Below are 21,413 nucleotides of genomic sequence, written 5' to 3' on the forward strand. Positions count from 1 at the left end.
AGTATCGACAGGGGTGCCCGTGTCTCTTCTCCCCGACCAACAAACCTTCGGGGAGAGACACACGACCATGCGCATCAGCTTCACGCCCGCCGAGAACGGCTTCGCCTTCAGCAACGGCTTCACCAACCACGTCCTCCGGATCCCGGCCGTCGGGGTCGACATCACGACCCGCGGCCGCTGCGGCGGCATGGCGGCCGCCGCCATGGACTACTGGTACGCCGGCCTCGCCATGTCGACGAACGGCACTCTGCCGCAGGACGGCTCGCTCGTCGCCGACTACATCTACGCCCGGCTCATGGACACCTTCGTCGACAACGGTCTGAAGTTCGTCCAGTACGCGACGAGCCTCGACCACCCGACCTGGCTGCGCGGCAAGGGCGTCGCCCGGATGACCCGCGAGGACGAGCTGCCCAAGCTCAGGGCGCGTCTCAACTCCGGCCAGCCGGTCCTGCTCGGCCTCACCCAGGCCCGCTCGGTCACCGAGCTCGGCAACGACCACCAGGTCGTCGCGTACGGCTGGGAGCAGGACAGCCGCTACACCTACGTCCTCGTCTACGACAACAACAACCCGGGCCAGGAGGTCCGGCTCAAGCTCACCACCGTCGACGACCCGGCCGAGCGCGCCATCACCGGCAGCAACGGCAAGACGTGGCGCGGGCTCTTCGTCGAGAGCTACACCCGCAAGGTGCCGGGCTACCTCGCCGACGGCCGCGTCATCCACGACTCGACCGACCCGCGCATCATGATGATCCGCGGCGGGGGCCAGTTCTGGGTGCCGTCACCCGCGGAGTTCGACGCGTGCGGGCTGCGCTGGGACGCCGTCGTGTCGGCCAAGCCCGGGTCGATGGCCCACGTCGCGACCCACCCCGGCAACGGCACGCTCGTCCGCGAGCGCGGCACCGACCCGATCCACGTCGTCTACGGCGGCAAGGCCTTCTGGATCCCGTCGCCCGAGGTCTTCGAGGGTCTCGGCCTCGACTGGGGCAAGGTCCGCGAGATCCCGCAGGGGTCGCTCACCGGTCTGCGCCAGATGCCGCTCGACCGGACCCTGCTGCGCGAGCGGTCCGCCGACCCGGTGTGGCTCGTCGACGGCGGGCGCCTGCGTCACGTCACGAGCCAGGCCGTCATGGACCGGCTCGGCCTCGAGTGGGGCTGCGTCCGCGTCGTCCCCGACGGCGCGCTCACCGGTCTTGCAACGGGGTCGCCGATCAGCTGAGTAGGCGCTGGGGGACTAGTCACTTCTGGTCTGTTTGTGCCATCTTGCGTCATTTCCACGAACTGCGCCGACACCGGCGTGTCACTCTGTCGCGGTCGCCCTGGGGCGGGACACTCGTTCCCAGGAAGACCAAGACTTCGACGGTTGGCCCGTTGTGGTACGTGAACCGTCACTGGTAGCCCGGACTCGCGAACGCGAGCCGGGCTCCAACACTTTCCGGGGTGTTTCGTGTCGGAACCGCCTCGGCGCCCGACTCGACGGTGACGCGGATCTCGCCGCGCGCCAACGGTTTCCGGACTACCGTGGAGATCATGAGGCGCCTCGTCGCACCGTTGGTCGCCGGCGCCGCGGTCCTGTCCGTGGTGACGCTGCGCTGGTCTGCGTTGCACTGGGGTGCGACGACCGAGGAGACGCGCGAGCACCTCCCGGGCGACGAGATCCTCCCGGTCGCCGGCCTCGTCGCGACGCGCGCCATCACCATTGAGGCGCCGCCCGAGGACGTCTGGCCGTGGGTCGTGCAGCTCGGTGCCGATCGGGGCGGCTTCTACAGCTACGACCGGCTCGAGAACCTCGCCGGCTGCCGACTGCGCAGCGCCGACGCCATCGCCCCCGAATGGCAGCAGCTCGCCGTCGGTGACCTCGTGCGCCTCCACCCGCAGGTAGCTCTGGCCGTCGCCTCGGTCGAACCCGGGCGCTCACTCGTGCTGCACGCCGCGCCGGCCGTGCCCGGCGACCCGGAGGCCGCGCCGTACGACTTCACGTGGTCGTTCGTCCTGCGCCGGCACCCGCACCGCGCGACACGGCTCATCACCCGCGAGCGCTTCGCCTACACCCACCGCTGGTCGCCGCTCCTCGTCGAGCCGGTCTCGGCCGCGAGCTCCCTCATGAGCCAGAAGATGCTCCGCGGCATCCGCGACCGCGCCGAGCGCGCGGCCATGGCGTAGGCCGCGGTCTCCGTGCGCGTGCGATCGCGAATCAGGCGGCCGACGCCTCCGTGGCGACCACCCGCCGTCCCCGCGCGAAGTAGGCGAGCGGTCCGACGAAGTTGATCGCGATGATCGCGGCCCACTTTCCCTTGCTCCCCACGATCTCGCTCGCCGGCCGTCGGGCCAGGTCGGCCCAGGCCGTCGCCGCCAGCGACAGCTGAACGCAGCCCGCGACGAGGATCGCCCGCTGCTGGCCGCTCGTCAGGTCCGACCACTTCTTCTGTGCCATGACCCCTCCTCAGGGACGGTGGAGCTCTCGGTGCTGGAACGCGGGTGGCAAGACGGATGCAGGATCGACCCTCAACGCAGGATCGCCCGGAAGGCGTCGAGGAGGATCTCGAGCTCCATCTCGCCGACGACGAGCGGGGGAGCGATGCGCACCGTCGAGCCGTGCGTGTCCTTGACGAGGACGCCGTGCTCGAGAAGTCGGTGCGACGCCTCGCGCCCGGTCATGAGGCCCGGGTCGAGGTCGACGCCGGCCCAGAGGCCGCGGCAGCGCACCGCGTCGACGCCGTGCCCGATCAGGTCGCGCAGCCCGTCGTCGAGCAGCGCGCCGAGGTGCCGCGCCCGCTGCTGGAACTCACCGGTCGAGAGCAGTCCGACGACCGCCTGCCCGACCGCCGCCCCGAGCGGGTTGCCGCCGAAGGTCGACCCGTGGCTGCCGGGCGTGAAGACGCCGAGCACGTCACGGTCCGCGACGACGGCCGACACCGGGACGATGCCGCCCCCGAGCGCCTTGCCGAGGACGTAGATGTCGGGCACGACGCCCTCGACGTCGCAGGCGAAGGTCGTGCCGGTGCGACCGAGCCCCGACTGGATCTCGTCGGCGACCATGAGCACGTTCCGGTCCCGGGTCAGCCGGCGCACGTCGCGCAGCCACCCGTCGGGCGGGAGGATGACGCCGCCCTCGCCCTGGATCGGCTCGAGGAGCACGGCGACGGTCTCGTCGGTGATCGCGGCCTCGACCGCCGCGAGGTCGCCGAAGGGCACCATGTCGAAGCCGGGTGTGTAGGGGCCGTAGTGGTCGTGCGCGAGCGGGTCGTCGGAGAAGCTGACGATCGTCGTCGTGCGGCCGTGGAAGTTGCCGGCCATGACGACGATCCGGGCCCGTCCGTCCGGCACGCCCTTGACCTCGTAGCCCCACCGTCGCGCCGTCTTGATCGCCGTCTCGACGGCCTCGGCGCCGGTGTTCATCGGCAGCACGAGCTCCTTGCCGGCGAGGGTCGCGAGGTCCCGGCAGAAGGGTCCGAGCCGGTCGCTGTGGAAGGCGCGGCTCGTCAGCGTCAGCCGGTCGAGCTGCGACCGGGCCGCGGCGACGAGCGTCGGGTGGAGGTGACCGAAGTTGAGGGCCGAGTAGCCGGCCAGCGCGTCGAGGTAGCGGCGACCGTCGACGTCGGTGACCCAGGCGCCTTCGGCAGACGCGATGACGACGGGTAATGGGCTGTAGTTGTTGGCGATCCAGCTCTGCGCCAAGGAGACGTGCTCGTGCGTGGTCCCGGTTCGTGCCGCCGTGTCGCTCACCCTTCGATCGTGGCACCGGACCGCTTCGGTGGTGGCCGAATGTGACTCGAAACCGGGGTGATCCCGCTCTCGGACCATCGCCGCCACGACGCCCCGGTGGGACACTCGGAGAGGCGGGTCCCGCAGCCAGGACTACCCGTGGTGAGGTGTGTCGGTCACGTCGGTGACCCAGCCGTGGAGATGGCCATGAGCACCACCAGCCCCAGCACCGACACTCACCGTGCAGCCCGGACTCGCGTCGTCATCCTCGGCGCTGCCGGCCGGGACTTCCACGACTTCAACGTCGTCTTCCGCGACGACCCTGCCTCCGAGGTCGTCGCCTTCACCGCGACGCAGATCCCCGACATCGACGGCCGCCGCTATCCGCCCGAGCTCGCGGGATCGCTCTATCCGCAAGGCATTCCGATCGTCGCGGAGTCCGAGCTGCCCGACCTCGTCGAGCGGGAGCACGTCGACGTCGTCGTCTTCGCCTACTCCGACGTGCGGCACGAACAGGTCATGCACCTCGCATCACGCTGCATCGCTGCCGGCGCCGACTTCCGTCTCCACAGCGCGCGGCGCACGATGCTGCGCAGCACGAAGCCCGTGGTGGCCGTGACCGCCGTGCGCACGGGCGTCGGCAAGAGCCAGACGACGCGCTACCTCGCCCGGCTGCTCCTCGACCTCGGCCAGCGCGTCGTCGCGGTCCGGCACCCGATGCCCTACGGCGACCTCGCCGCCCAGGCGTGCCAGCGCTTCGCGACCTACGCCGACCTCGACCGCCACGACTGCACGATCGAGGAGCGTGAGGAGTACGAGCCGCATCTCGACGCGGGCGTCGTCGTCTACGCCGGTGTCGACTACGAGCGGATCCTGCGCGAGGCCGAGCAGGAGGCCGACGTCATCCTCTGGGACGGCGGCAACAACGACCTCCCCTTCTACGTCCCCGACCTCCACGTCGTCCTCGCCGACCCGCTGCGACCCGGCGACGAGGCGGCCTACCACCCGGGCGAGGCCAACGTCCGGATGGCCGACGTCGTCGTCATCGCGAAGTGCGACTCGGCACGCACCGCCGACATCGAGGCGGTCGAGGCATCGGTGCGCGCCCTCAACCCCCGTGCCACGGTGCTGCGCGCCGACAGCCCGGTCACCGTCGACGATCCCGCCGCCGTCCACGGCCGCCGCGTCATCGTCGTCGAGGACGGACCGACCCTGACGCACGGCTCGATGACCTATGGCGCCGGCGTCGTCGGCGCGCGCGCGGCCGGTGCCGCCCTGATCGTCGACCCGACCCCGTATGCCGTGGGGTCCATCGCCGCGACCTACGCGAAGTACCCGAACGCGCGGGGCGTCCTGCCGGCCATGGGCTACGGCGGGGGCCAGGTGCGCGACCTCGAGGCGACGATCCGGTCGGCCGTCGTCGCGGGTGAGTGCGAAGCCGTCGTCAGCGGCACGCCCATCGACCTCACCCGGGTGCTGACGGTGCCCGCACCCCTCGTGCGGGCTCGCTACGAGCTGCGCGAGATCGTGCCCGGTGGCCTCGCGGCCGCGCTCCGGACCGCGCTGCCCCTCGACGTCCAGGACGTCCTCGGCACCCATGCGGACTCCACGTTGGCGGGGAGCGCGTCATGACCACGCCGACCGAACACCTGCCCTCCGACTCTCGCGACCACCGGAGCGGCCACGAGCTCGACCCCCGTGCGCCCGTACCCCAGCGGGGGCGGCGTGCGGGCTACGCCGGGTCGCTCCTCACGAGCCTCGTCATGCTCCTGCTCATCAACGTCTGGCCCGGCTGGGAGGTCGTGCCGTTCCTCACCCCGCGCACCGTCCTCGTCATCGGCGCGGTCAACGCCTCGATCATCGCGAGAGCCATCGCCGACCTCGTCAACGTCGTCGTCGACGAGCCACGACCGCGGGCCTTCGGCGACATCATCTCCATCGGCTTCGGCCTCATCGCCCTGGTGCAGATGTGGCAGGTCTTCCCGCTCGACGTCATCGGCACCGGCTGGGAGGTCGTCGCGCGCGTGCTGCTCGCGATCGGCGTCGTCGGCAGCGTCGTCGGGATCGTCGAGGCCATCGTGCGGCTCGTCACGGGCCGCTTCCCGAGGATGTGATCGTCGTGACCGCCACCAGTCCCAACCCCTCCAACCCCATGGCCCCTCCCGGCACGACGGGTGGGTTCCATCCCGCTGGGCGCCACATCGCGGCCCTCGTCATCGGCTGCCTGCTCATCCTGCCCGGGCTGGGTCTGCTCCTCGGCGGCGCCGGCCTCGCCATCACGTATGCCGTGGGGCGGGACGACGCGGGCTACCTCTCCCTGACGCTCCCTGCCCTCACGAGCCAGTCGCCGGCCATCACGGCCGAGGACATCGTCGTCGAGACGGGTCCCGACGTGCCCGCCTGGGTGCTCGACCGGCTCGACCTCGACCTCCGCCTCACGGCGCGTCCGCTCGCGTCCGGGACGGACGTGTTCCTCGGCGTGGCACCGTCCGGCGACCTCACGGCATACCTCCAGGGCGTCGCCCACGAGCAGGTCGTCGGCATCGCGCGGGCCCGCGACGGGAGCGCGAGCGCCGCGGTGCTGCGGGCGACTCCGGGCGCCTCGACCGTGGCCGCCCCGACGACGCAGACCTTCTGGACCACCTCGGCCACCGGTGCCGGCCAGCAGCAGCTGTCCTGGCGCGTCACCGGGGGCCAGTGGGCCGCCGTCATCATGAACGCCGACGGGAGCGCCGGGGTCGCCGTCGCCGCGACCGTCGGGGTGCGGGCCGGCTTCCTCCTGCCCCTCGCTCTCGTCATGCTCGGGATCGGTCTCGTCCTGACGGGGATCGCCGTGGCCCTGATCGTCCGCGGCGCGAACGGCACCAGGCCGCCCCAGCCTGGCGGCATCGTGCCGCCGGACGGCGGCCTGCCCGCCCCGACCGTCGAGGCGTCCCCCGTCGCCGCACCGGCGTCGCTGCCGACGCACCCCCGAGCCGTGAGTCCGGTCGCGCTCGACGCGCGCCTCGACGAGCCGCTCTCGCGGTGGCTGTGGCTCGTCAAGTGGTTCCTCGCGATACCGCACGTCATCGTGCTCGGCTTCCTGTGGATCGCGTTCTCGGTCGTCAGTGTCTTCGCGTTCTTCGCGATCCTCGTCACCGGGCGCTACCCCCGCGGGCTCTTCGACTTCAACCTCGGGGTGCTCCGGTGGACCTGGCGCGTGTCCTACTACGCGAGCAGCGGCGGCCTCGGCACCGACCGCTACCCGCCGTTCAGCCTCGACGACGAGCCCGACTATCCGGCGCGGCTCGACATCGCCTACCCGGGGCGGCTCTCGCGGGGTCTCGTCCTCGTCAAGTGGTGGCTGCTCGCGATCCCGCACTACCTCATCGTCGGCCTGCTCGTCGGTGGCGGCTCGTGGGCGTGGACCTGGGCGAGGGACACCGACGGGAACGGTCGCCTCAACATCCTGAGCGGAGGCCTGCTCGGACTGCTCGTCCTCGTCGCGGGGCTGTCGCTCCTCTTCGCCGGCCACTACCCGCGAGCCCTCTTCGACCTCGTCGCCGGCCTCAACCGGTGGGTCTACCGCGTCATCGCCTACGCCGCGCTCATGACGGACGTCTACCCGCCGTTCCAGCTCGACGAGGGTGGTGCCGAGGTGCCCCAGGGACTGCCGGGACCGCCGCCACCCCCGACGCTCCCGCCGCCGGTGGCCGACGACGCCGTCCGCCCGACCGGCCCCACCCGGGTCAGCTGACCGGCTGACCTCGCCGCAGCGCTCCTGCCGCCTCGGTCAGGGGCGGCGAGGTCGCGACAGTGCGAGCCCGAGACCCGCGACGGCGACGATCGGACCGATGACGGCCCACAGCGTGTTGCCCGACATCGCGCTGCCGCCGACGTAGCCGAGACCCTGCAGCGTCCACAGCGCTCCGACGAGCAGCACGAGGACGCCGACGATGACGCGGACCGGGCGGGTCATGACCGGACCCGCAGGTAGGTGCTCATGTGCCGACGCTACGTCGCCGGACCCGCCCCGTCACCCCACGCGCCGGCGGCCAACCGAAGCCGTATGCCGTCGCCGACCACCATCGGTCACGCGCTCGCCCGATGCCGGTCGACGCGTACGCCCCTGTCCGTCACCGGGCGGGCATAGCCTCCGGAGCATGACAACGCCGTCCCTCGACCGGCGCACCCTCCTCAAGGGTGTGGCCGCGGCCACCGCCGCCCTCGCCGTCCCCCGCGTCTTCGACCCGGCCGCCGCTGCGGCGCCGGCCAGTCGGGGCATCTTCGGCTACGGGGTCGCCAGTGGCGACCCCACCGCCGACTCCGTCATCATCTGGACCCGCGCCACGCCACCGGCCCGACCCGGAGAGCCCGTCGCCACTCCGGGCAGCGGCCTGGGCCGGTCGATCCCGGTGCGCTGGCAGGTCGCCCGCGACCAGCGCTTCACGCGGATCGCCGCCCACGGCACCGTCATGACCTCGCCCGACAGCGACCACACGGTCAAGGTCGACGTCACCGGGCTCGACCCCTACACGCGCTACTTCTACCGCTTCCAGTCGCTCGGTGAGTTCAGCGACGTCGGGCGCACCCAGACCGCAGGCGACATCGCGGGCGAGACCCACGCGCTGCGGATGGCCCTCGTCAGCTGCAGCAACTACACGGGCGGCTTCTTCACGGCCTACCGCGCCATCGCCGCCCGCGACGACCTCGACTTCGTGCTCCACGTCGGCGACTACATCTACGAGTACGGCAACGGCGCCGACCGCTACGGCCCCGCCGCGCTCGTCGGCGTCCGCGACGGCCAGCCCGCGACCGAGACCATCGACCTGACCGGGTACCGGCTGCGCCACGCGCTGCACAAGGCCGACCCCGACGCGCAGGCCGCGCACCAGAAGCTGCCGTGGATCACGATCTTCGACGACCACGAGGTCGCCAACAACGCGTGGGCCGGCGGCGCCCAGAACCACCAGGCGGGCGAGGGCGACTACCTCGCGCGCCGGGCCCAGGCCATGCAGGCCTACCTCGAGTGGATGCCGTTCCGGATGCCCGACCAGTCCGTGCCGCACCGGGGCACGCGCTTCTTCAAGCGGTTCACGTTCGGAGCCCTCGGCGACCTGTCGATCCTCGAGACGAGGCAGAACCGCAGCGCCCAGGTGACCGTGCCCGACGTGCCGTTCGACGGGTTCGTCCCGATCGGGGTCAGCCCGGCGATCGACGGGGCCATCGCCTCGGCGGCCCGGCACCTGCCCGAACCGGAGCAGCTGAGCTGGCTCAAGGACGGCCTCGCCGAGCAGGGGCGCCAGTGGCACCTGCTCGGCAACCAGGTCATGGTCGCGCCGGTCCTCTACCCGGGTGCCGCGCTCGGCGCCCCCGGTCTGACCTTCGTCAACGCCGACCAGTGGGACGGCTACACCGCCGACCGCAGGAGCCTGCTCGACCACCTCGCCGCGCAGCCCCCGGCCGCCGGCGACGCGGTCGTGCTGACCGGCGACATCCACGCGTCGTTCTCGTGCGACCTGCCCGTGACGTCGTCACCCGGCCAGACGGCATACGCCTCCGCGGGGGTCGAGTTCGTCTGCCCGTCGGTGACGAGCGACGGCTTCTTCGAGGTGCTCGGCCGCACGCCGCAGCTCGCCGGACAGCCGCCCGAGGTCGTCGTCGCCGTGACCCGGCAGGCCATCGGCGCGGCGCAGCAGCTCAACCCGTGGCTGCGCTACATCGACGGGGTCAGCCACGGCTACGTCGTCATCGACGTGACGCCCGAGCGCGTGCAGGCCGACTACCACCACACCCCGGTGCCGACGAGCGCCCAGCCCGACCCGCGCGTCGTCCCGACGATCGTGCCCACCTACACGCGCAGCCTCCAGACGCTCGCGGGCACACGCCGCCTCTCGCCGGCGACCGGGCCGGTCGGCCCGCGCTCGGACCTGCCCCGCGGCGGCTGACCTCCGGCACGGCAGCGCCCACTCGCCGCTCGTGGTCGAGTGGGCGCTGCCGTGCGCGTGCGGTGTGGGTCAGCCCTGAGCGGCGAGGTGCGCGTCGATCCAGTCGACGATCTCGACCTCGACCTCGTGGCGGTTCGTCTCGTTGAGGATCTCGTGGCGGGCCTGCGGCCACAGCTTCACCGTGACGTCCTGCACCCCGAGCCGTCGCAGCTGGTCGGCGACCTGCTGCACGCCCTTGCCGTTGGCGCCGACCGGGTCCTGGTCGCCCGAGGCGAGGTGGACCGGCAGGTCCTTGGGGATGCGCGAGGCCACGCGGTCGGTGTTGACCGACTCGAGCCCGCGCAGCAGGTCGGCGAATCCGCCTGCGCTGAAGACGAATCCGCAGTCGGGGTCGTTGACGTACTTGTCGACCTCGGCCGGGTCCCTCGAGAGCCAGTCGAAGTCGGTGCGGGTCGGCTTGAACGCCGAGTTGTACTGCCCGAAGCTCAGCGTGTTCATCAGGCCGCTCGCGTGCTCGTGCCCGCGGAGCCGGGCCTGGGTCGAGGCGAGGAAGACGCCGACCTTGCCGATGGCACCAGCGCCCCCGGCGGTGCCCGTCAGCACGAGGCCGGCGAGCTCGGGACCGTACTGGGCGGCATACCCCCTCGAGATGAACGAGCCCATGCTGTGGCCGACGAGGACGACGGGCAGCCCCGGCTGCTCCTCGCGGGCCTTGTCGGTGACGGCGTGCAGGTCGTCGATGACCGTCTGCCAGCCGTCCCGCTCGGCGAAGGAGCCGCGTGGGCTCGACGTCTTGCCGTGCCCGCGGTGGTCGGAGCCGTAGACGGCATACCCGTGGTCGGTGAGGCGCTGGGCGAAGCGGGCGTAGCGGCTCGAGTGCTCGGCGAGGCCGTGCGCGATCTGGACGACCGCCCTCACGTCGCCGTCGGGGAGCCACCGGTTGACGAAGACGTCGGTGCCGTCGGGCGTGGTCAGCGTGAACGTGCTGCTCTGCATGGATCGTCCTCGATCTGCTCGGTGACTGGCCGTCGAGCGGCAGCGTATGCCGTCCGCCGCGTCTCGGGGGAGCGTCTGCCCACGAGGTGGCTCGGGCGTCGGGCCGGCCGCCCGCATTGCCCGTTTCGCGGACATCGCCGTCTGGAAACCACAGAAACGGGTGCCCGAATCTATTTACTTCACGCCGCACCGGTGGTTTCCTTGTGGGACGAGCCCCAGAGGGCACGATGGGAACCACACAGGACGAAGGAGTCCGATGTACGCAGCGGAGCGGCAGCAGCGGATCATCGCTGAGGCGCGTCGCGCCGGCCGGGTCGAGGTCACCGCCCTCGCCGACTCGCTGGGTGTCGCCGCCGAGACCGTGCGCCGCGACCTCACCGCCCTCGAACGCCGCGGCTCCCTGCGCCGGGTCCACGGTGGCGCGATCCCCGTCGAGCGCCTCGAGGTCGAGCCGACCTTGGCCACGCGGTCCGGCCGCCTCGCCGACGTCAAGCGTCGCATCGCGGCCCGTGCGCTCGACGAGCTGCCCAGCGGCGGCAGCATCATCCTCGACGGCGGCTCGACCACCCTGGCCGTCGCCGAGATGCTCCCGCCCGACCTCGACCTCACGGTCCTCACCAACAGCCTCGCCGCGGCGACGGTCCTCTCGACCCACCCAGGCATCACGCTGTACCTCCTCGGTGGACGCGTCCGCGGCACGACCGGCGCCGCCGTCGGCGACTGGGCCACCGGCGCCCTGGCCGACGTCGTCGTCGACGTCGCCGTCATCGGCACCAACGGCCTGTCCGTCGTCCGGGGCCTCACGACGCCCGACCAGTCCGAGGCCCTCGTCAAACGCGCCATGGTCACCGCCGCCCGCAAGTGCGTGGTCCTCGCCGACTCGAGCAAGGCCGGCGACGACCACCTCCACCGATTTGCCCAGCTCGCCGACGTCGACGTCGTCATCAGCGACACCGACCTCGACGACGACGTCGCCGCCGAGATCCGAGCGGCCGGACCGGAAGTGGTGACCGCATGATCGTCACGTTCACGCCCAACCCGAGCATCGACCGGGCCGTCCTCATCGACGTGCTCCGTCCCGGCGAGGTGCACCGCGCCACGAGCAGCCGGATCGACCCGGGTGGCAAGGGCGTCAACGTCTCCCGCGTCCTCGCCGCGCAGGGCAGCTCGACCGTCGCGGTCATCCCGAGCGGCGGGCCCGAGGGCCACCTGCTCGAGCAGCTGCTCGACAGCGCCGGTGTCGCCTACGCGTCCGTGCCGGTCGGTGGCTCGGTCCGGATGAACATCAGCGTCCTCGAGCCGGACGGCACGACGACGAAGCTCAACGAGCCCGGCCCCGACCTGTCCGCCGCCGAGGTGGAAGCGCTGCTGGCCACCACCCTCGATCGCGCCACCGGCGCGCAGTGGGTCGTCGGCTGCGGCAGCCTCCCGCCCGGCGCCTCGACCGACCTCTACGCCGGCCTCGTCAGGCGCGTGCGCGAGCGCGGCGGGCGGATCGCCATCGACTCGTCAGGCGCACCGTTCGCCGCGGCCGTGGCCGCGAAGCCGCACCTCATCAAGCCCAACCACGAGGAGCTCGCCGAGCTCGTCGACCACGACCTGCCCACCCTGGGCCACGTCCGGGACGCGGCCCGAGAGCTCGTCGCCGGCGGCATCGACGTCGTGGCCGTCAGCCTCGGCGGCGACGGGGCCCTGCTCGTGACGGCCGACGACTGCGCCCACGGCCACGCGTCGATCACGGCGCCCTTGTCCACGGTGGGCGCCGGCGACTGCATGCTGGCCGGCATGCTCCACGGCCTGTCGACCGGTCAGGACCCGGCCGACGCGCTCCTGACGGGCGTGACGTGGGGTGCCGCGGCGGTCACCCTCCCCGGAAGCCGGGTGCCCAAGCCCGAGGACCTCGACGGCATACGCGCCGAGCTGACGCGCGAGCCCGACTTCGGCCGTGTCCTCTCCTGACACGGCACGACCACTGATGCCGAACACCTGATCGCCTCATCCTCCGAAAGGAAAACGCATGTCCCTCATCACCGAAGACCAGGTCGTCCTCGACCTCACCGGTGCCGACCGCCACGAGGCGACCCGGAAGCTCGGCGAGCGCCTCGTCGCGTCCGGCAGGTGCACCGACCTCGACACCTTCCTCAGCGACGTGCGCAAGCGCGAGGAGACGATGGCGACCGGGCTTCCCGGCGGCATCGGCATCCCGCACGCGCGCAGCGCCGCCATCACCGAGCCGTCGCTCGTCTTCGGCCGCACGGACGGCATCGACTGGGGCGCCAAGGACGGTCCTGCGACGCTCGTGTTCCTCATCGCCGCGCCTGAGGCCGGCGGCGACGCGCACATGCAGATGCTGCCCAAGCTCGCCCGCGCCCTCATGAAGAAGGACTTCAAGGCCGCGCTCGCAGCCGCGACGACCGAGGCCGAGGTCGTCCGCATCGTCAGTGCCGAGGTCGAGCTCGACCAGCCCGTCATGGCGGCCGCGGCCGCCGGAGCCGGTGCCGGTGCCGGTGCTGCCCGCACGGACACCACCGGCGCCGCAGCGCCGGCGGCCAAGCGCGCGCTCAACCTCGTCGGGGTCACCTCGTGCCCGACCGGCATCGCCCACACCTACATGGCGGCCGAGGGCCTCGAGAACGCCGCCAAGGCCGCCGGCCACACGATGAAGGTCGAGACCCAGGGCTCGGCGGGCTCGAAGCCGCTCAGCGCGGCCGAGATCGCCGCCGCCGACGCCGTGATCTTCGCGCACGACCTGCCCGTCAAGGACGCCGGCCGCTTCGCCGGAAAACCGCTCGTCGACGTGGGCGTCAAGAAGGGCATCTCCGACGGCCCGGCCCTCGTCTCCCAGGCCGAGCAGCTCGTCACGGAGTGGGACGCCGACCCGAGCAAGCGCGAGACCGCCGTCGCCGCCGCAGCCGCCGCAGGTCCGTCCGGTGGGCTCGTCTCGAAGGTCGAGAGCGGCTCGAGCACGGGCACGATGATCCGCCAGTGGCTGATGACCGGTGTCTCCTACATGATCCCGTTCGTCGCGGCCGGCGGCATCCTCATCGCCCTGTCGTTCATGCTCGCCCAGGTCGCGATCGGTGAGCAGGGCCCGATCGAGATCGTGAAGTACAACCTCACCTCGACCGACCAGTACAACATCGCGCAGACCTTCAGCGCGTTGAGCCTGACGTCCTGGGCTGCCCTGCTCTTCGTCATCGGCAACGCGGCCTTCGGCTTCCTCGTGCCGATCCTCTCGGGCTTCATCGCCTTCGCCATCGCCGACCGGCCCGGTCTGGTGCCGGGCATCGTCGGTGGCGCCGTGGCCTCGACCATGGGTGCCGGATTCATCGGTGGTCTCGTCACCGGTGTGCTCGGCGGTCTCGTCGCCCGGTGGGTCTCGAACTGGAACGTCGCCAAGGGCGTGCGAGGCATCATGCCCGTCGTCGTCATCCCACTCCTGTCGTCCTTCATCACGATCGGACTCTTCATCACCGTGCTCGGCCGCCCGATCAAGGGCCTGACCGACGCGCTCAACACGTGGTTGACGGGCATGTCGGGCGCGAGCGCGATCATCCTCGGTGTCATCCTCGGCGCGATGATGGGTTTCGACCTCGGTGGGCCCGTCAACAAGGTCGCCTACGCGTTCGCCACGACCGGTCTCGCAGCCGCAGGTGCCGCCACCGACGCGCCGCAGCTGAAGATCATGGCGGCCGTCATGGCGGCCGGCATGGTCGCCCCGCTCGCGATGGCGCTCGCCACGACGGTGCGACCGAAGCTCTTCTCGGAGCCGGAGCTCGAGAACGGCAAGGCGGCCTGGTTGCTGGGAGCGTCGTTCATCTCCGAGGGCGCGATCCCCTTCGCCGCCGTCGACCCGATCCGCGTCATCGCCGGCTCGGTCGTCGGCTCGGCGATCACGGGAGCACTGGTCATGGTCTTCGGCTCGACGCTGCGAGCCCCGCACGGAGGCATCTGGGTGCTGCCGCTCATCGGCAACTTCCTGCTCTTCCTGCTGGCGCTCGTGATCGGCGTCCTCGTCATGGCGTCGATCGTCGTCGCCCTCAAGTCGCGTGACACCCACCTTGCAGAGGTTGAGGCGAGCGCTACGGTCTGATCAGGGCGTGAGCTCGATCGCCGTCTGATCCACATCGACAGCACGACCACTCTGAATCCATAGAAGGAGCACGTCCATGGCAACCCGCACCGTCACCATCGCCTCCTCGGTGGGCCTCCACGCCCGCCCGGCCGCTCTCTTCGTCGAGGCCGCGAGCGCGTCCGGGCTCGACGTCGAGATCGCCAAGCCCGGCGAGGACCCCGTCGACGCGACGAGCATCCTCGGCGTCATGGCCCTCGGGGCCAGGCACGGGGAGGAGGTCGTCCTGACGGCTGAGGGCGACGGCGCCGACGAGACGCTGGACTCGCTCGTCGACCTCCTCTCGCGCGACCTCGACGCGGAGTAACGAGGATGGCCGAGTCGGAGACCCGTTCGGAGCCCTCTTCGGAGACCAGGCACGGCATCGGTGTCAGCCCGGGCACGGCGTACGGGCCGGTGGTGCAGGTCGCACCACCGGTCCGGCCGCCGGCCGACGAGACCGCGGTCGACGACGAGGAGGCGGCGCTCGCCGACGTACGCGCGGCCTTCGAGTCGGTCGCCGTCTCGCTCGAGGAGCGGGCGACCCGGGTCGACGACACGGCCCAGCAGATCCTCAAGGCGACCGCCCTCATCGCCCGCGACAAGGGCCTCGTCAAGGCCGCGGCCAAGGAGCTCGCCGCCGGGCACGGGCGGGCGCACTCCATCGAGAACGCCGTCGAGACGTATGCCGCCCAGTTCGAGGCGCTCGGCGGCTACTTCGCCGAGCGGGTCGCCGACCTGCGGGACGTCGGGTCGCGCGCGGTCGCCGCGGTGCTCGGGGTCCCCGCCCCCGGCGTACCCTCCTTCACCGAGCCCAGCGTCATCGTCGCCGAGGACCTCGCGCCCGCCGAGACGGCGACGCTCGACCGTCGACTCGTCGTCGGGATCATCACCGAGGCCGGCGGCCGGACGAGCCACACGGCGATCCTCGCCGCGCAGATGGGGATCCCTGCCGTCGTCCAGCTCGCCGGGGCCACCGAGATCGCCGCGGGCACGCCCGTCGCGCTCGACGGCGACACCGGTGAGGTGACGATCGACCCCGACATGGAGCTCGTCACCGCCCAGCGGGAGCGGGCTGCGCGTCGCGCCGAGGCGTTGTCCCACCTCTCCGGTCCTGGTCGGACGTCCGACGGCGCCGAGGTCGCGCTGCTCGCGAACATCGGCGGCGTCGAGGACGCCGTCGCGGCCGGCGCCCAGGACCTCGAGGGGGTCGGGCTCTTCCGCACCGAGTTCGTCTACCTCTCGGCGACGAAGGCACCGACGGTCGAGGAGCAGACCGAGATCTACCGCGGCGTCTTCGCGCCGTTCGAAGGCCGACGCGTCGTCGTGCGCACCCTCGACGCCGGCGCCGACAAGCCGCTCAAGTTCGCCGACCTCGGGCCGGAAGAGAACCCCGCGCTCGGGCGTCGCGGCCTGCGGCTCTCGGCCGAGCGGCCCGACCTGCTCGACGCCCAGCTCGAGGCGCTCGCCATCGCCGCCCGCGAGACCGGGGCCGACGTGCGCGTCATGGCCCCGATGGTCGCAACGGCGGAGGAGGCCGCGTGGTTCGCGCGCCGCGTCCGCGAGAACGGGCTGCCCAAGGCCGGCGTCATGATCGAGGTGCCCGGCGCAGCGCTGCGGGCCCACGACGTGCTCGGCGAGGTCGACTTCGGCTCGCTCGGCACCAACGACCTCGCTCAGTACACGATGGCCGCCGACCGCATGCAGGGCGCGCTGTCCGACCTGCTCGACCCGTGGCAGCCGGGCGTCCTCGACGTCGTCGGGCTCGCGTGCGAGGGGGCCGCCCGAGCCGGCCGCCCCATCGGGGTCTGCGGCGAGTCAGCCGGTGACCCTCTGCTCGCCCTCGTCCTCGTCGGCCTCGGGGTCTCGTCGCTGTCGATGGCGCCGAGCAAGGTGCCGGTCGTGCGCCTGGCCCTGTCGCTCCACTCCGTGGCCGAGTGTCAGGACCTCGCGGCCGCAGCTCGCGGTGCGCGCACCGCCATCGACGCCCTCACGGCCGTGCGCGAGGCCGCTCGGACGGAGCTCACCGACCTGCTCTGAGCCCGTTGCCCTGAGACGACCTGGGCCGGGTCGTGGCCGCTAGCGCGGCTGCGACTCGGCGAAGGTCTTGAAGGCCTCCATCATCGACAGGCTCTGCTTCGGGAAGCTCTTGGCGAGCACGAGGCCGACGACCTTCATGACGCCGTGGAACTCGAAGTCGTTGTGGGTCACCCAGCGCGTGGCATCAGGGCCGGCCTCGTGGAACTCGTTGCGCGTCGTCGAGTGGACGCCCTTGGCGTCGTAGGTGCCCTCGAACGCATACGGCAGGTCCCGGCGCGTCACGGTCTCGACCATCTCGAGGGTGCCGCGCCCACGCCGGAAGGTCAGCCGCGACTGGGCCCCCGGGTGACCCGGCTCGCCGTGGATCGGCTCGAACGAGACGAGGCCCTCCTGCCACTTCGGCAGGTTGTCCGGGTCGTCGAAGAGCTCGATGAACCGCGCCCGCGGCACCTGGACGACGACCTCCTGGGTGAACTGCATCCTCGAACGCTACTGCCGATGCGGGGAACCGTCAGCGACCCGCGGGTGACCACCTTCATACGTCCGGAACGGTTGGACGCCAAGGCGGCTCGATAGAATCGAGGTGGACGTCGACACCGGCGCCCACGCGGCAAAGGAGCTCGGCATGAGCACGTCCAGCCTCTTCATGGATCGGGTCCGTCTCGAGGACGGGTACCACGAGGACGACCTTCCCTTCATCGAGCACGCGCTGAGCCAGCTGTTCACCCAGCTGGAGCGCTTCGACCCGTCGATGGTCCACATCGGGCTGCGGGTCAAGGACCGTGGCCAACCGGGCATGCACACCTCCGTCGAGGTCTGCATCAGCGGTCTGCCGACGGTGATCGGCGTCTCCCACCTCACCGACACCAAGGCCGCGCTCAACGACGCCGAGACGAAGGTCGTGTCCCAGCTGCGCGAGGCCGCCGACCGACACCACGACCGCCGACCTCGCCAGCCCCGCCACTGACGCGGCACCGAAGCGGCACCGAAGCGGCACCTGACTCGGCCGAGACGAGCTGCCGCTCAGTCGGATCCGGCGGAGAGGACGTCGGAGAGGTCGTAGCTGACGGGCTCGTCGAGCTGGTCGAAGGTGCACGACTCGGTGGTGCGATCCTCACGCCACCGGACGAACTGTGCCGTGTGCCGGAAGCGCGTGCCCTCCATGTGGTCGTAGCGCACCTCGACCACCCGCTCGGGCCGCAGCGGCACGAAGGAGAGGTCCTTCTGGTTGTTCCAGCGGGAGTACTCCGACGACCGCGGAGTGCGTACGCCGCCGGTGTCCTCCGCGGGAGCAGCCCAGTTCCAGGGGTGCTCGTCCCACTCGGCGACGAGCGGCTGGAGCTCCTCGAAGAGCTCCTTGCGGCGGGCCATGGGGAAGGCGCCGATGACACCGACCGAGGCGAGCTGCCCGTCCTCGCCGTAGAGCCCGAGCAGGAGCGAGCCGATGGCGTCGGGCCCGCTCTTGTGGACCCGGTAGCCGGCGACGACGCAGTCGGCGGTGCGCTCGTGCTTGATCTTGAACATGAGGCGCTTGTCGGGCTCGTAGGCGATGTCGACCGGCTTGGCGATGACCCCGTCGAGCCCGGCGCCCTCAAACTGGGTGAACCAGCCCCTGGCGACGTCGCGGTCGGCGGTCGCGGCGGTCAGGTGGACCGGAGCCTCGGCCGTGGCGAGGGCCTTCTCGAGCGCGGCCCGGCGCTCGGCGAACGGCTTGTCGAGGTAGGACTCCTCATCGAGTGCGAGCAGGTCGAAGGCGATGAAGGATGCCGGGGTCTCGGCTGCGAGCTTCTTGACGCGTGAGGCCGCCGGGTGGATGCGCTGCTGGAGCAGGTCGAAGTCCAGCCGGTCGCCGGACTCGGGCGAGACGAGGACGATCTCGCCGTCGATGACGCACTTGTCGGGGAAGTTGGCGAGCACCGCCTCGACGACGTCGGGGAAGTAGCGTGTCATCGGCTTCTCGTTGCGCGACCCGATCTCGACGAGGTCGCCGGAGCGGAAGATGATCGACCGGAAGCCGTCCCACTTCGGCTCGTAGAGCACGTCGACCTTCACGGCCGTGAAGTCCTTGACCGGCTTGGCGAGCATCGGGGACACGGGAGGGACGACCGGCATGCCCCACGTCGTGCGGAGATCGGCGTCACGCTCCGCCTTGGGAGCCATGTACTCCGTATCCGCCTTGTCCTGCCGGCGCTTGCTCGGCTGGACGCGCGGCGGCTCGCCGGGCATCTTCGGGTAGTCGGGCGGGAAGTTCAGCTCGCCGAGCCCGCGCTCACTGACGTCCTTGTCCCACAGGGCGATCGCGGCCGCGACGTCACCCACCTCGTCGTCGATGCCGGCCCAGGCGTCGCCGCGGTCGGCGACGAGCTGCGGCACGGTGCGCACCGTCAGCTCCTTGGGGTCGACGGACCCGAGCTCGTCCCACGTCACCGGCGTCGAGACCGGCGCACCCGGGAGCGGCCGGGGGGAGTAGGCCGAGGCGATGGTGCGGTCGCGGCAGGCTTGGTTGAAGTCGACGAAGATCTTCTCGCCGCGCTCCTCCTTCCACCACGAGGTCGTCACGAGGTCGGGGAGTCGCCGCTCGAGCTCGCGCGCGATGCCGATGACGCCGTGGCGCACGTCGAGGAACTCGTGGGTCGGCGCGACCCGCGCGTAGACGTGCACGCCGCGGTTGCCGGACGTCTTGGCCCATGCGGTCAGCCCGATCTCGGCCATCACCTCGCGCAGCGCGACGGCGGCCTCGACGGCGTCCTTGAAGCCGCGCCCCGGCTGCGGGTCGAGGTCGATGCGCAGCTCGTCGGGCTTGTCGACGTCGGCCGTGCGGACCGGCCACGGGTGGAAGGTGATGGTGTTCATCTGCGCGGCCCACACGGCGTCGGCGATCTCGTCGATGACGAGCTGCGGGTGCTTGCGGCCCGACGGATAGGTGCACATGACGGTGCGCGTGCCGTCGGGCACGCCCTTGGGCGGGTTCTTGGAGAAGAACTCCTCGCCCTCGATGCCCTCCGGGAAGCGCTGGAGCGTCACCGGCCGGTCGCCGAGCGCCCGGAGCATCGGGTCGGCGACGGCGACGAGGTAGTGCGCCATGTCGAGCTTCGTCACCGGCTGGCCGTCGGCCATCCCGGACGCCGGCCACAGCACCCGGTCGGGGCTCGAGACGCGGACCTCCCGCACACCCGACGGGCTCGACGGACTGGGCGCTTCGACGACGACGGGCTTGGCGCTCACCCGCCGATCGTAGCCACGAGGTGCGACCACGGGACGGACCACGCGCTGTGCATTGGGTCAGGGGGTGACTCAGTTCCGCGGGAGCCGGACGAACCGGCCGTGAGTCACGGGGTGACCCAATGCACAGGGTGCCGACGGGGGCACCCCTGCTCGCGGCGCGCCCGGAGCGGGTACGTCGTGCCCATGACCCAGGCGCCCACGCTCCACAACCTCGGTGGCGAACGCTTCGTGCTGCTGACGACCTACCGCCGCGACGGCGAGCCGGTCCCGACCCCCGTGTGGGTGCTGCCCGACGCCGGCGCCGCGATCGTCAGCACCCCCGAGGGTGCCGGCAAGCTCAAGCGCCTGCGCCACGACCCACGCGTCACGCTGCAGCCGTGCGACCGTCGGGGCAACGTCAAACCCGACGCGCCCGTCGTCGAGGGCCGCGCCGAGATCATCCGCGACTCCGCCGCCTCCGATGCCGTCAACCGCCGGCTCAGCCGCAAGTACGGCGTCGAGTTCCGCATCTTCATGGCCATCGAGTGGGTCGTGCGTCGCGGCAACAGCACGCGCGTCGTCGTCCGGATCACTCCGACCGACTGAGCGCGACGAGGGTCAGCTGCGCGCGACGAGGCTGACGACGTTCGCGAGGGCGATGAGCACCGCCGCGACGAACGGCAGCCGCCCGCGCCCCACGACGGCCACGACAGCGAGGGCCACGCACGCCGCGAGCAGTCCCAGCCCCGTGGCGTCGAGACCGGGGCCGTATGCCGCCACGACCGACCCCGCGAGCAGCACCGCGGGTGCGAGCCACCGCACGACCCGCGACCCGAGCCGGTGCGGCAGCCCGCGCACCCCGGTCGCCTCGTCGTCGGCGAGGTCGGGCAGGGCGTTGAGCAGGTGGGCGCCCACCCCGAGCAGGGCCCCGGTCACGAGCACCCACGCCGGCGGCCAGACGGGGTGGGGGAGGGCGAGCGTGACGACGGCCGGCAGCGCGGCGAACGCGACGGCATACGGCAGCGGGGAGAGCGCGGTGCGCTTGAACCACAGGTTGTAGGCCCAGCCGGACGCGACGCCGAGGAGCAGGTGGACGAGGCCCGAGGCCCAGCCGCACGCGAGCGACAGCACGACGCACGCGGCCAGGGCGGCCGCGCAGGCGGCCCGGACGACCCGCTCGGTCACGGCGCCGGCGGCCAGGGGCTTGTCGGTGCGCCCCACGGCGCGGTCCCGGCGCGCGTCGACGAGGTCGTTGGACCACCCGATCGACAGCTGGCCGGTGAGCACGGCCGCGGTCACGAGGACGCCACGAGCCAGCGTGTGCCCGGCCGACCAGGCGAGCAGCGCCGTGAGCACGGTGACGGCCACGGTCGGGCCCGGATGGCAGGCCAGCGCCAGTCCTCGCACCGTCCGCCGCACCGCCACGCGCCGAG

At 71.9% G+C, this 21,413-nt stretch carries 20 protein-coding genes; 13 read left to right on the top strand and 7 right to left on the bottom strand.

Translation table 11 applies throughout. The features are described from left to right. The first annotated feature begins 67 nt into the window (after positions 1–67). Positions 68–1,216, top strand: coding sequence for a hypothetical protein (locus AB4Z14_RS19505; RefSeq protein ID WP_442276660.1), 1,149 nt, complete (start codon positions 68–70; stop codon positions 1,214–1,216). Positions 1,217–1,527: 311 nt separating this feature from the next. Beyond that, positions 1,528–2,160 (top strand): SRPBCC family protein, encoded by a 633-nt coding sequence (locus AB4Z14_RS19510; protein ID WP_442276661.1) that lies wholly within the window; start codon positions 1,528–1,530, stop codon positions 2,158–2,160. A gap of 31 nt (positions 2,161–2,191) precedes the next feature. Here the strand turns inward: AB4Z14_RS19510 and AB4Z14_RS19515 are convergent, their stop codons facing one another. Together AB4Z14_RS19515 and rocD are read right to left on the bottom strand one after the other, a co-directional pair. Next, on the bottom strand, positions 2,192–2,431 hold the full coding sequence (locus tag AB4Z14_RS19515; RefSeq protein ID WP_056779221.1) for a hypothetical protein: 240 nt from the start codon (positions 2,429–2,431) through the stop codon (positions 2,192–2,194). A gap of 71 nt (positions 2,432–2,502) precedes the next feature. Beyond that, positions 2,503–3,723, bottom strand: coding sequence for an ornithine--oxo-acid transaminase (gene rocD / locus AB4Z14_RS19520; protein WP_442276662.1), 1,221 nt, complete (start codon positions 3,721–3,723; stop codon positions 2,503–2,505). A gap of 186 nt (positions 3,724–3,909) precedes the next feature. Here rocD and AB4Z14_RS19525 point away from each other — a divergent pair, with 186 nt between their 5' ends. The 3 genes from AB4Z14_RS19525 to AB4Z14_RS19535 are packed head-to-tail and all read left to right on the top strand — an operon-like array spanning position 3,910 to position 7,438. Continuing rightward, the gene (locus AB4Z14_RS19525) at positions 3,910–5,334 is read left to right on the top strand and encodes a cyclic 2,3-diphosphoglycerate synthase (RefSeq protein WP_442276663.1); all 1,425 of its coding nucleotides are present in this window, start codon (positions 3,910–3,912) and stop codon (positions 5,332–5,334) included. Continuing rightward, complete coding sequence (locus tag AB4Z14_RS19530) at positions 5,331–5,816, top strand: hypothetical protein (RefSeq protein WP_442276664.1); 486 nt, start codon at positions 5,331–5,333, stop codon at positions 5,814–5,816. The genes AB4Z14_RS19525 and AB4Z14_RS19530 overlap by 4 nt, the downstream gene beginning before the upstream one ends. Positions 5,817–5,821: 5 nt before the next feature. Then, positions 5,822–7,438, top strand: coding sequence for a DUF4389 domain-containing protein (locus AB4Z14_RS19535; RefSeq protein WP_442276665.1), 1,617 nt, complete (start codon positions 5,822–5,824; stop codon positions 7,436–7,438). A gap of 36 nt (positions 7,439–7,474) precedes the next feature. On the opposite strand, the gene AB4Z14_RS19540 is transcribed toward AB4Z14_RS19535, so the two are convergent. Further along, positions 7,475–7,660, bottom strand: a complete 186-nt coding sequence (locus AB4Z14_RS19540; protein WP_442276666.1) for a hypothetical protein — start codon at positions 7,658–7,660, stop codon at positions 7,475–7,477. Positions 7,661–7,844: 184 nt separating this feature from the next. On the opposite strand from AB4Z14_RS19540, the gene AB4Z14_RS19545 reads away from it, so the two are divergent. After that, positions 7,845–9,629, top strand: coding sequence for an alkaline phosphatase D family protein (locus AB4Z14_RS19545; protein ID WP_442276667.1), 1,785 nt, complete (start codon positions 7,845–7,847; stop codon positions 9,627–9,629). A 69-nt stretch (positions 9,630–9,698) separates the two neighbouring features. Here the strand turns inward: AB4Z14_RS19545 and AB4Z14_RS19550 are convergent, their stop codons facing one another. Then, positions 9,699–10,625 carry an alpha/beta hydrolase gene (locus AB4Z14_RS19550; protein WP_442276668.1) on the bottom strand — a complete coding sequence of 309 codons (927 nt, stop codon included), beginning with the start codon at positions 10,623–10,625 and terminating at the stop codon, positions 9,699–9,701. Positions 10,626–10,881: 256 nt separating this feature from the next. On the opposite strand from AB4Z14_RS19550, the gene AB4Z14_RS19555 reads away from it, so the two are divergent. The 5 genes from AB4Z14_RS19555 to ptsP all read left to right on the top strand — a co-directional run bounded on the left by AB4Z14_RS19555 (position 10,882) and on the right by ptsP (position 16,776). Further along, positions 10,882–11,643: a DeoR/GlpR family DNA-binding transcription regulator gene (locus tag AB4Z14_RS19555; protein ID WP_256792930.1), complete on the top strand. Its 762-nt coding sequence runs from the start codon at positions 10,882–10,884 to the stop codon at positions 11,641–11,643. Beyond that, the gene (gene pfkB / locus AB4Z14_RS19560) at positions 11,640–12,584 is read left to right on the top strand and encodes a 1-phosphofructokinase (RefSeq protein ID WP_442276669.1); all 945 of its coding nucleotides are present in this window, start codon (positions 11,640–11,642) and stop codon (positions 12,582–12,584) included. Before AB4Z14_RS19555 ends, pfkB begins: the two co-directional genes overlap by 4 nt. Before the next feature lie 58 nt (positions 12,585–12,642). Continuing rightward, positions 12,643–14,718 carry a PTS fructose transporter subunit IIABC gene (locus AB4Z14_RS19565; protein WP_442276670.1) on the top strand — a complete coding sequence of 692 codons (2,076 nt, stop codon included), beginning with the start codon at positions 12,643–12,645 and terminating at the stop codon, positions 14,716–14,718. Positions 14,719–14,794: 76 nt separating this feature from the next. After that, positions 14,795–15,064, top strand: a complete 270-nt coding sequence (locus AB4Z14_RS19570) for an HPr family phosphocarrier protein (RefSeq protein ID WP_256792927.1) — start codon at positions 14,795–14,797, stop codon at positions 15,062–15,064. Positions 15,065–15,069: 5 nt separating this feature from the next. Continuing rightward, complete coding sequence (gene ptsP, locus AB4Z14_RS19575) at positions 15,070–16,776, top strand: phosphoenolpyruvate--protein phosphotransferase (RefSeq protein WP_442276671.1); 1,707 nt, start codon at positions 15,070–15,072, stop codon at positions 16,774–16,776. Positions 16,777–16,815: 39 nt separating this feature from the next. Here the strand turns inward: ptsP and AB4Z14_RS19580 are convergent, their stop codons facing one another. Beyond that, on the bottom strand, positions 16,816–17,256 hold the full coding sequence (locus AB4Z14_RS19580) for an SRPBCC family protein (protein WP_442276672.1): 441 nt from the start codon (positions 17,254–17,256) through the stop codon (positions 16,816–16,818). 145 nt (positions 17,257–17,401) lie between these two features. Between AB4Z14_RS19580 and AB4Z14_RS19585 the strand changes: the two genes are divergently transcribed. Then, a complete protein-coding gene (locus AB4Z14_RS19585; protein ID WP_235508532.1) occupies positions 17,402–17,743 on the top strand; it encodes a hypothetical protein in 342 nt (113 codons plus the stop codon). Positions 17,744–17,799: 56 nt separating this feature from the next. Here AB4Z14_RS19585 and AB4Z14_RS19590 read toward each other — a convergent pair whose 3' ends face one another. Continuing rightward, positions 17,800–20,001: an ATP-dependent DNA ligase gene (locus AB4Z14_RS19590; RefSeq protein ID WP_442276673.1), complete on the bottom strand. Its 2,202-nt coding sequence runs from the start codon at positions 19,999–20,001 to the stop codon at positions 17,800–17,802. Positions 20,002–20,184: 183 nt separating this feature from the next. On the opposite strand from AB4Z14_RS19590, the gene AB4Z14_RS19595 reads away from it, so the two are divergent. Continuing rightward, entirely contained in the window at positions 20,185–20,586 is a 402-nt protein-coding gene (locus tag AB4Z14_RS19595) for a PPOX class F420-dependent oxidoreductase (RefSeq protein ID WP_442276674.1), read from the top strand. 12 nt (positions 20,587–20,598) lie between these two features. On the opposite strand, the gene AB4Z14_RS19600 is transcribed toward AB4Z14_RS19595, so the two are convergent. Beyond that, a complete protein-coding gene (locus AB4Z14_RS19600) occupies positions 20,599–21,405 on the bottom strand; it encodes a UbiA family prenyltransferase (protein WP_442276675.1) in 807 nt (268 codons plus the stop codon). Positions 21,406–21,413: the final 8 nt, after the last annotated feature.

Source organism: Terrabacter sp. 2TAF16, from assembly GCF_052115065.1.
Classification (GTDB): Bacteria; Actinomycetota; Actinomycetes; order Actinomycetales; family Dermatophilaceae; genus Terrabacter.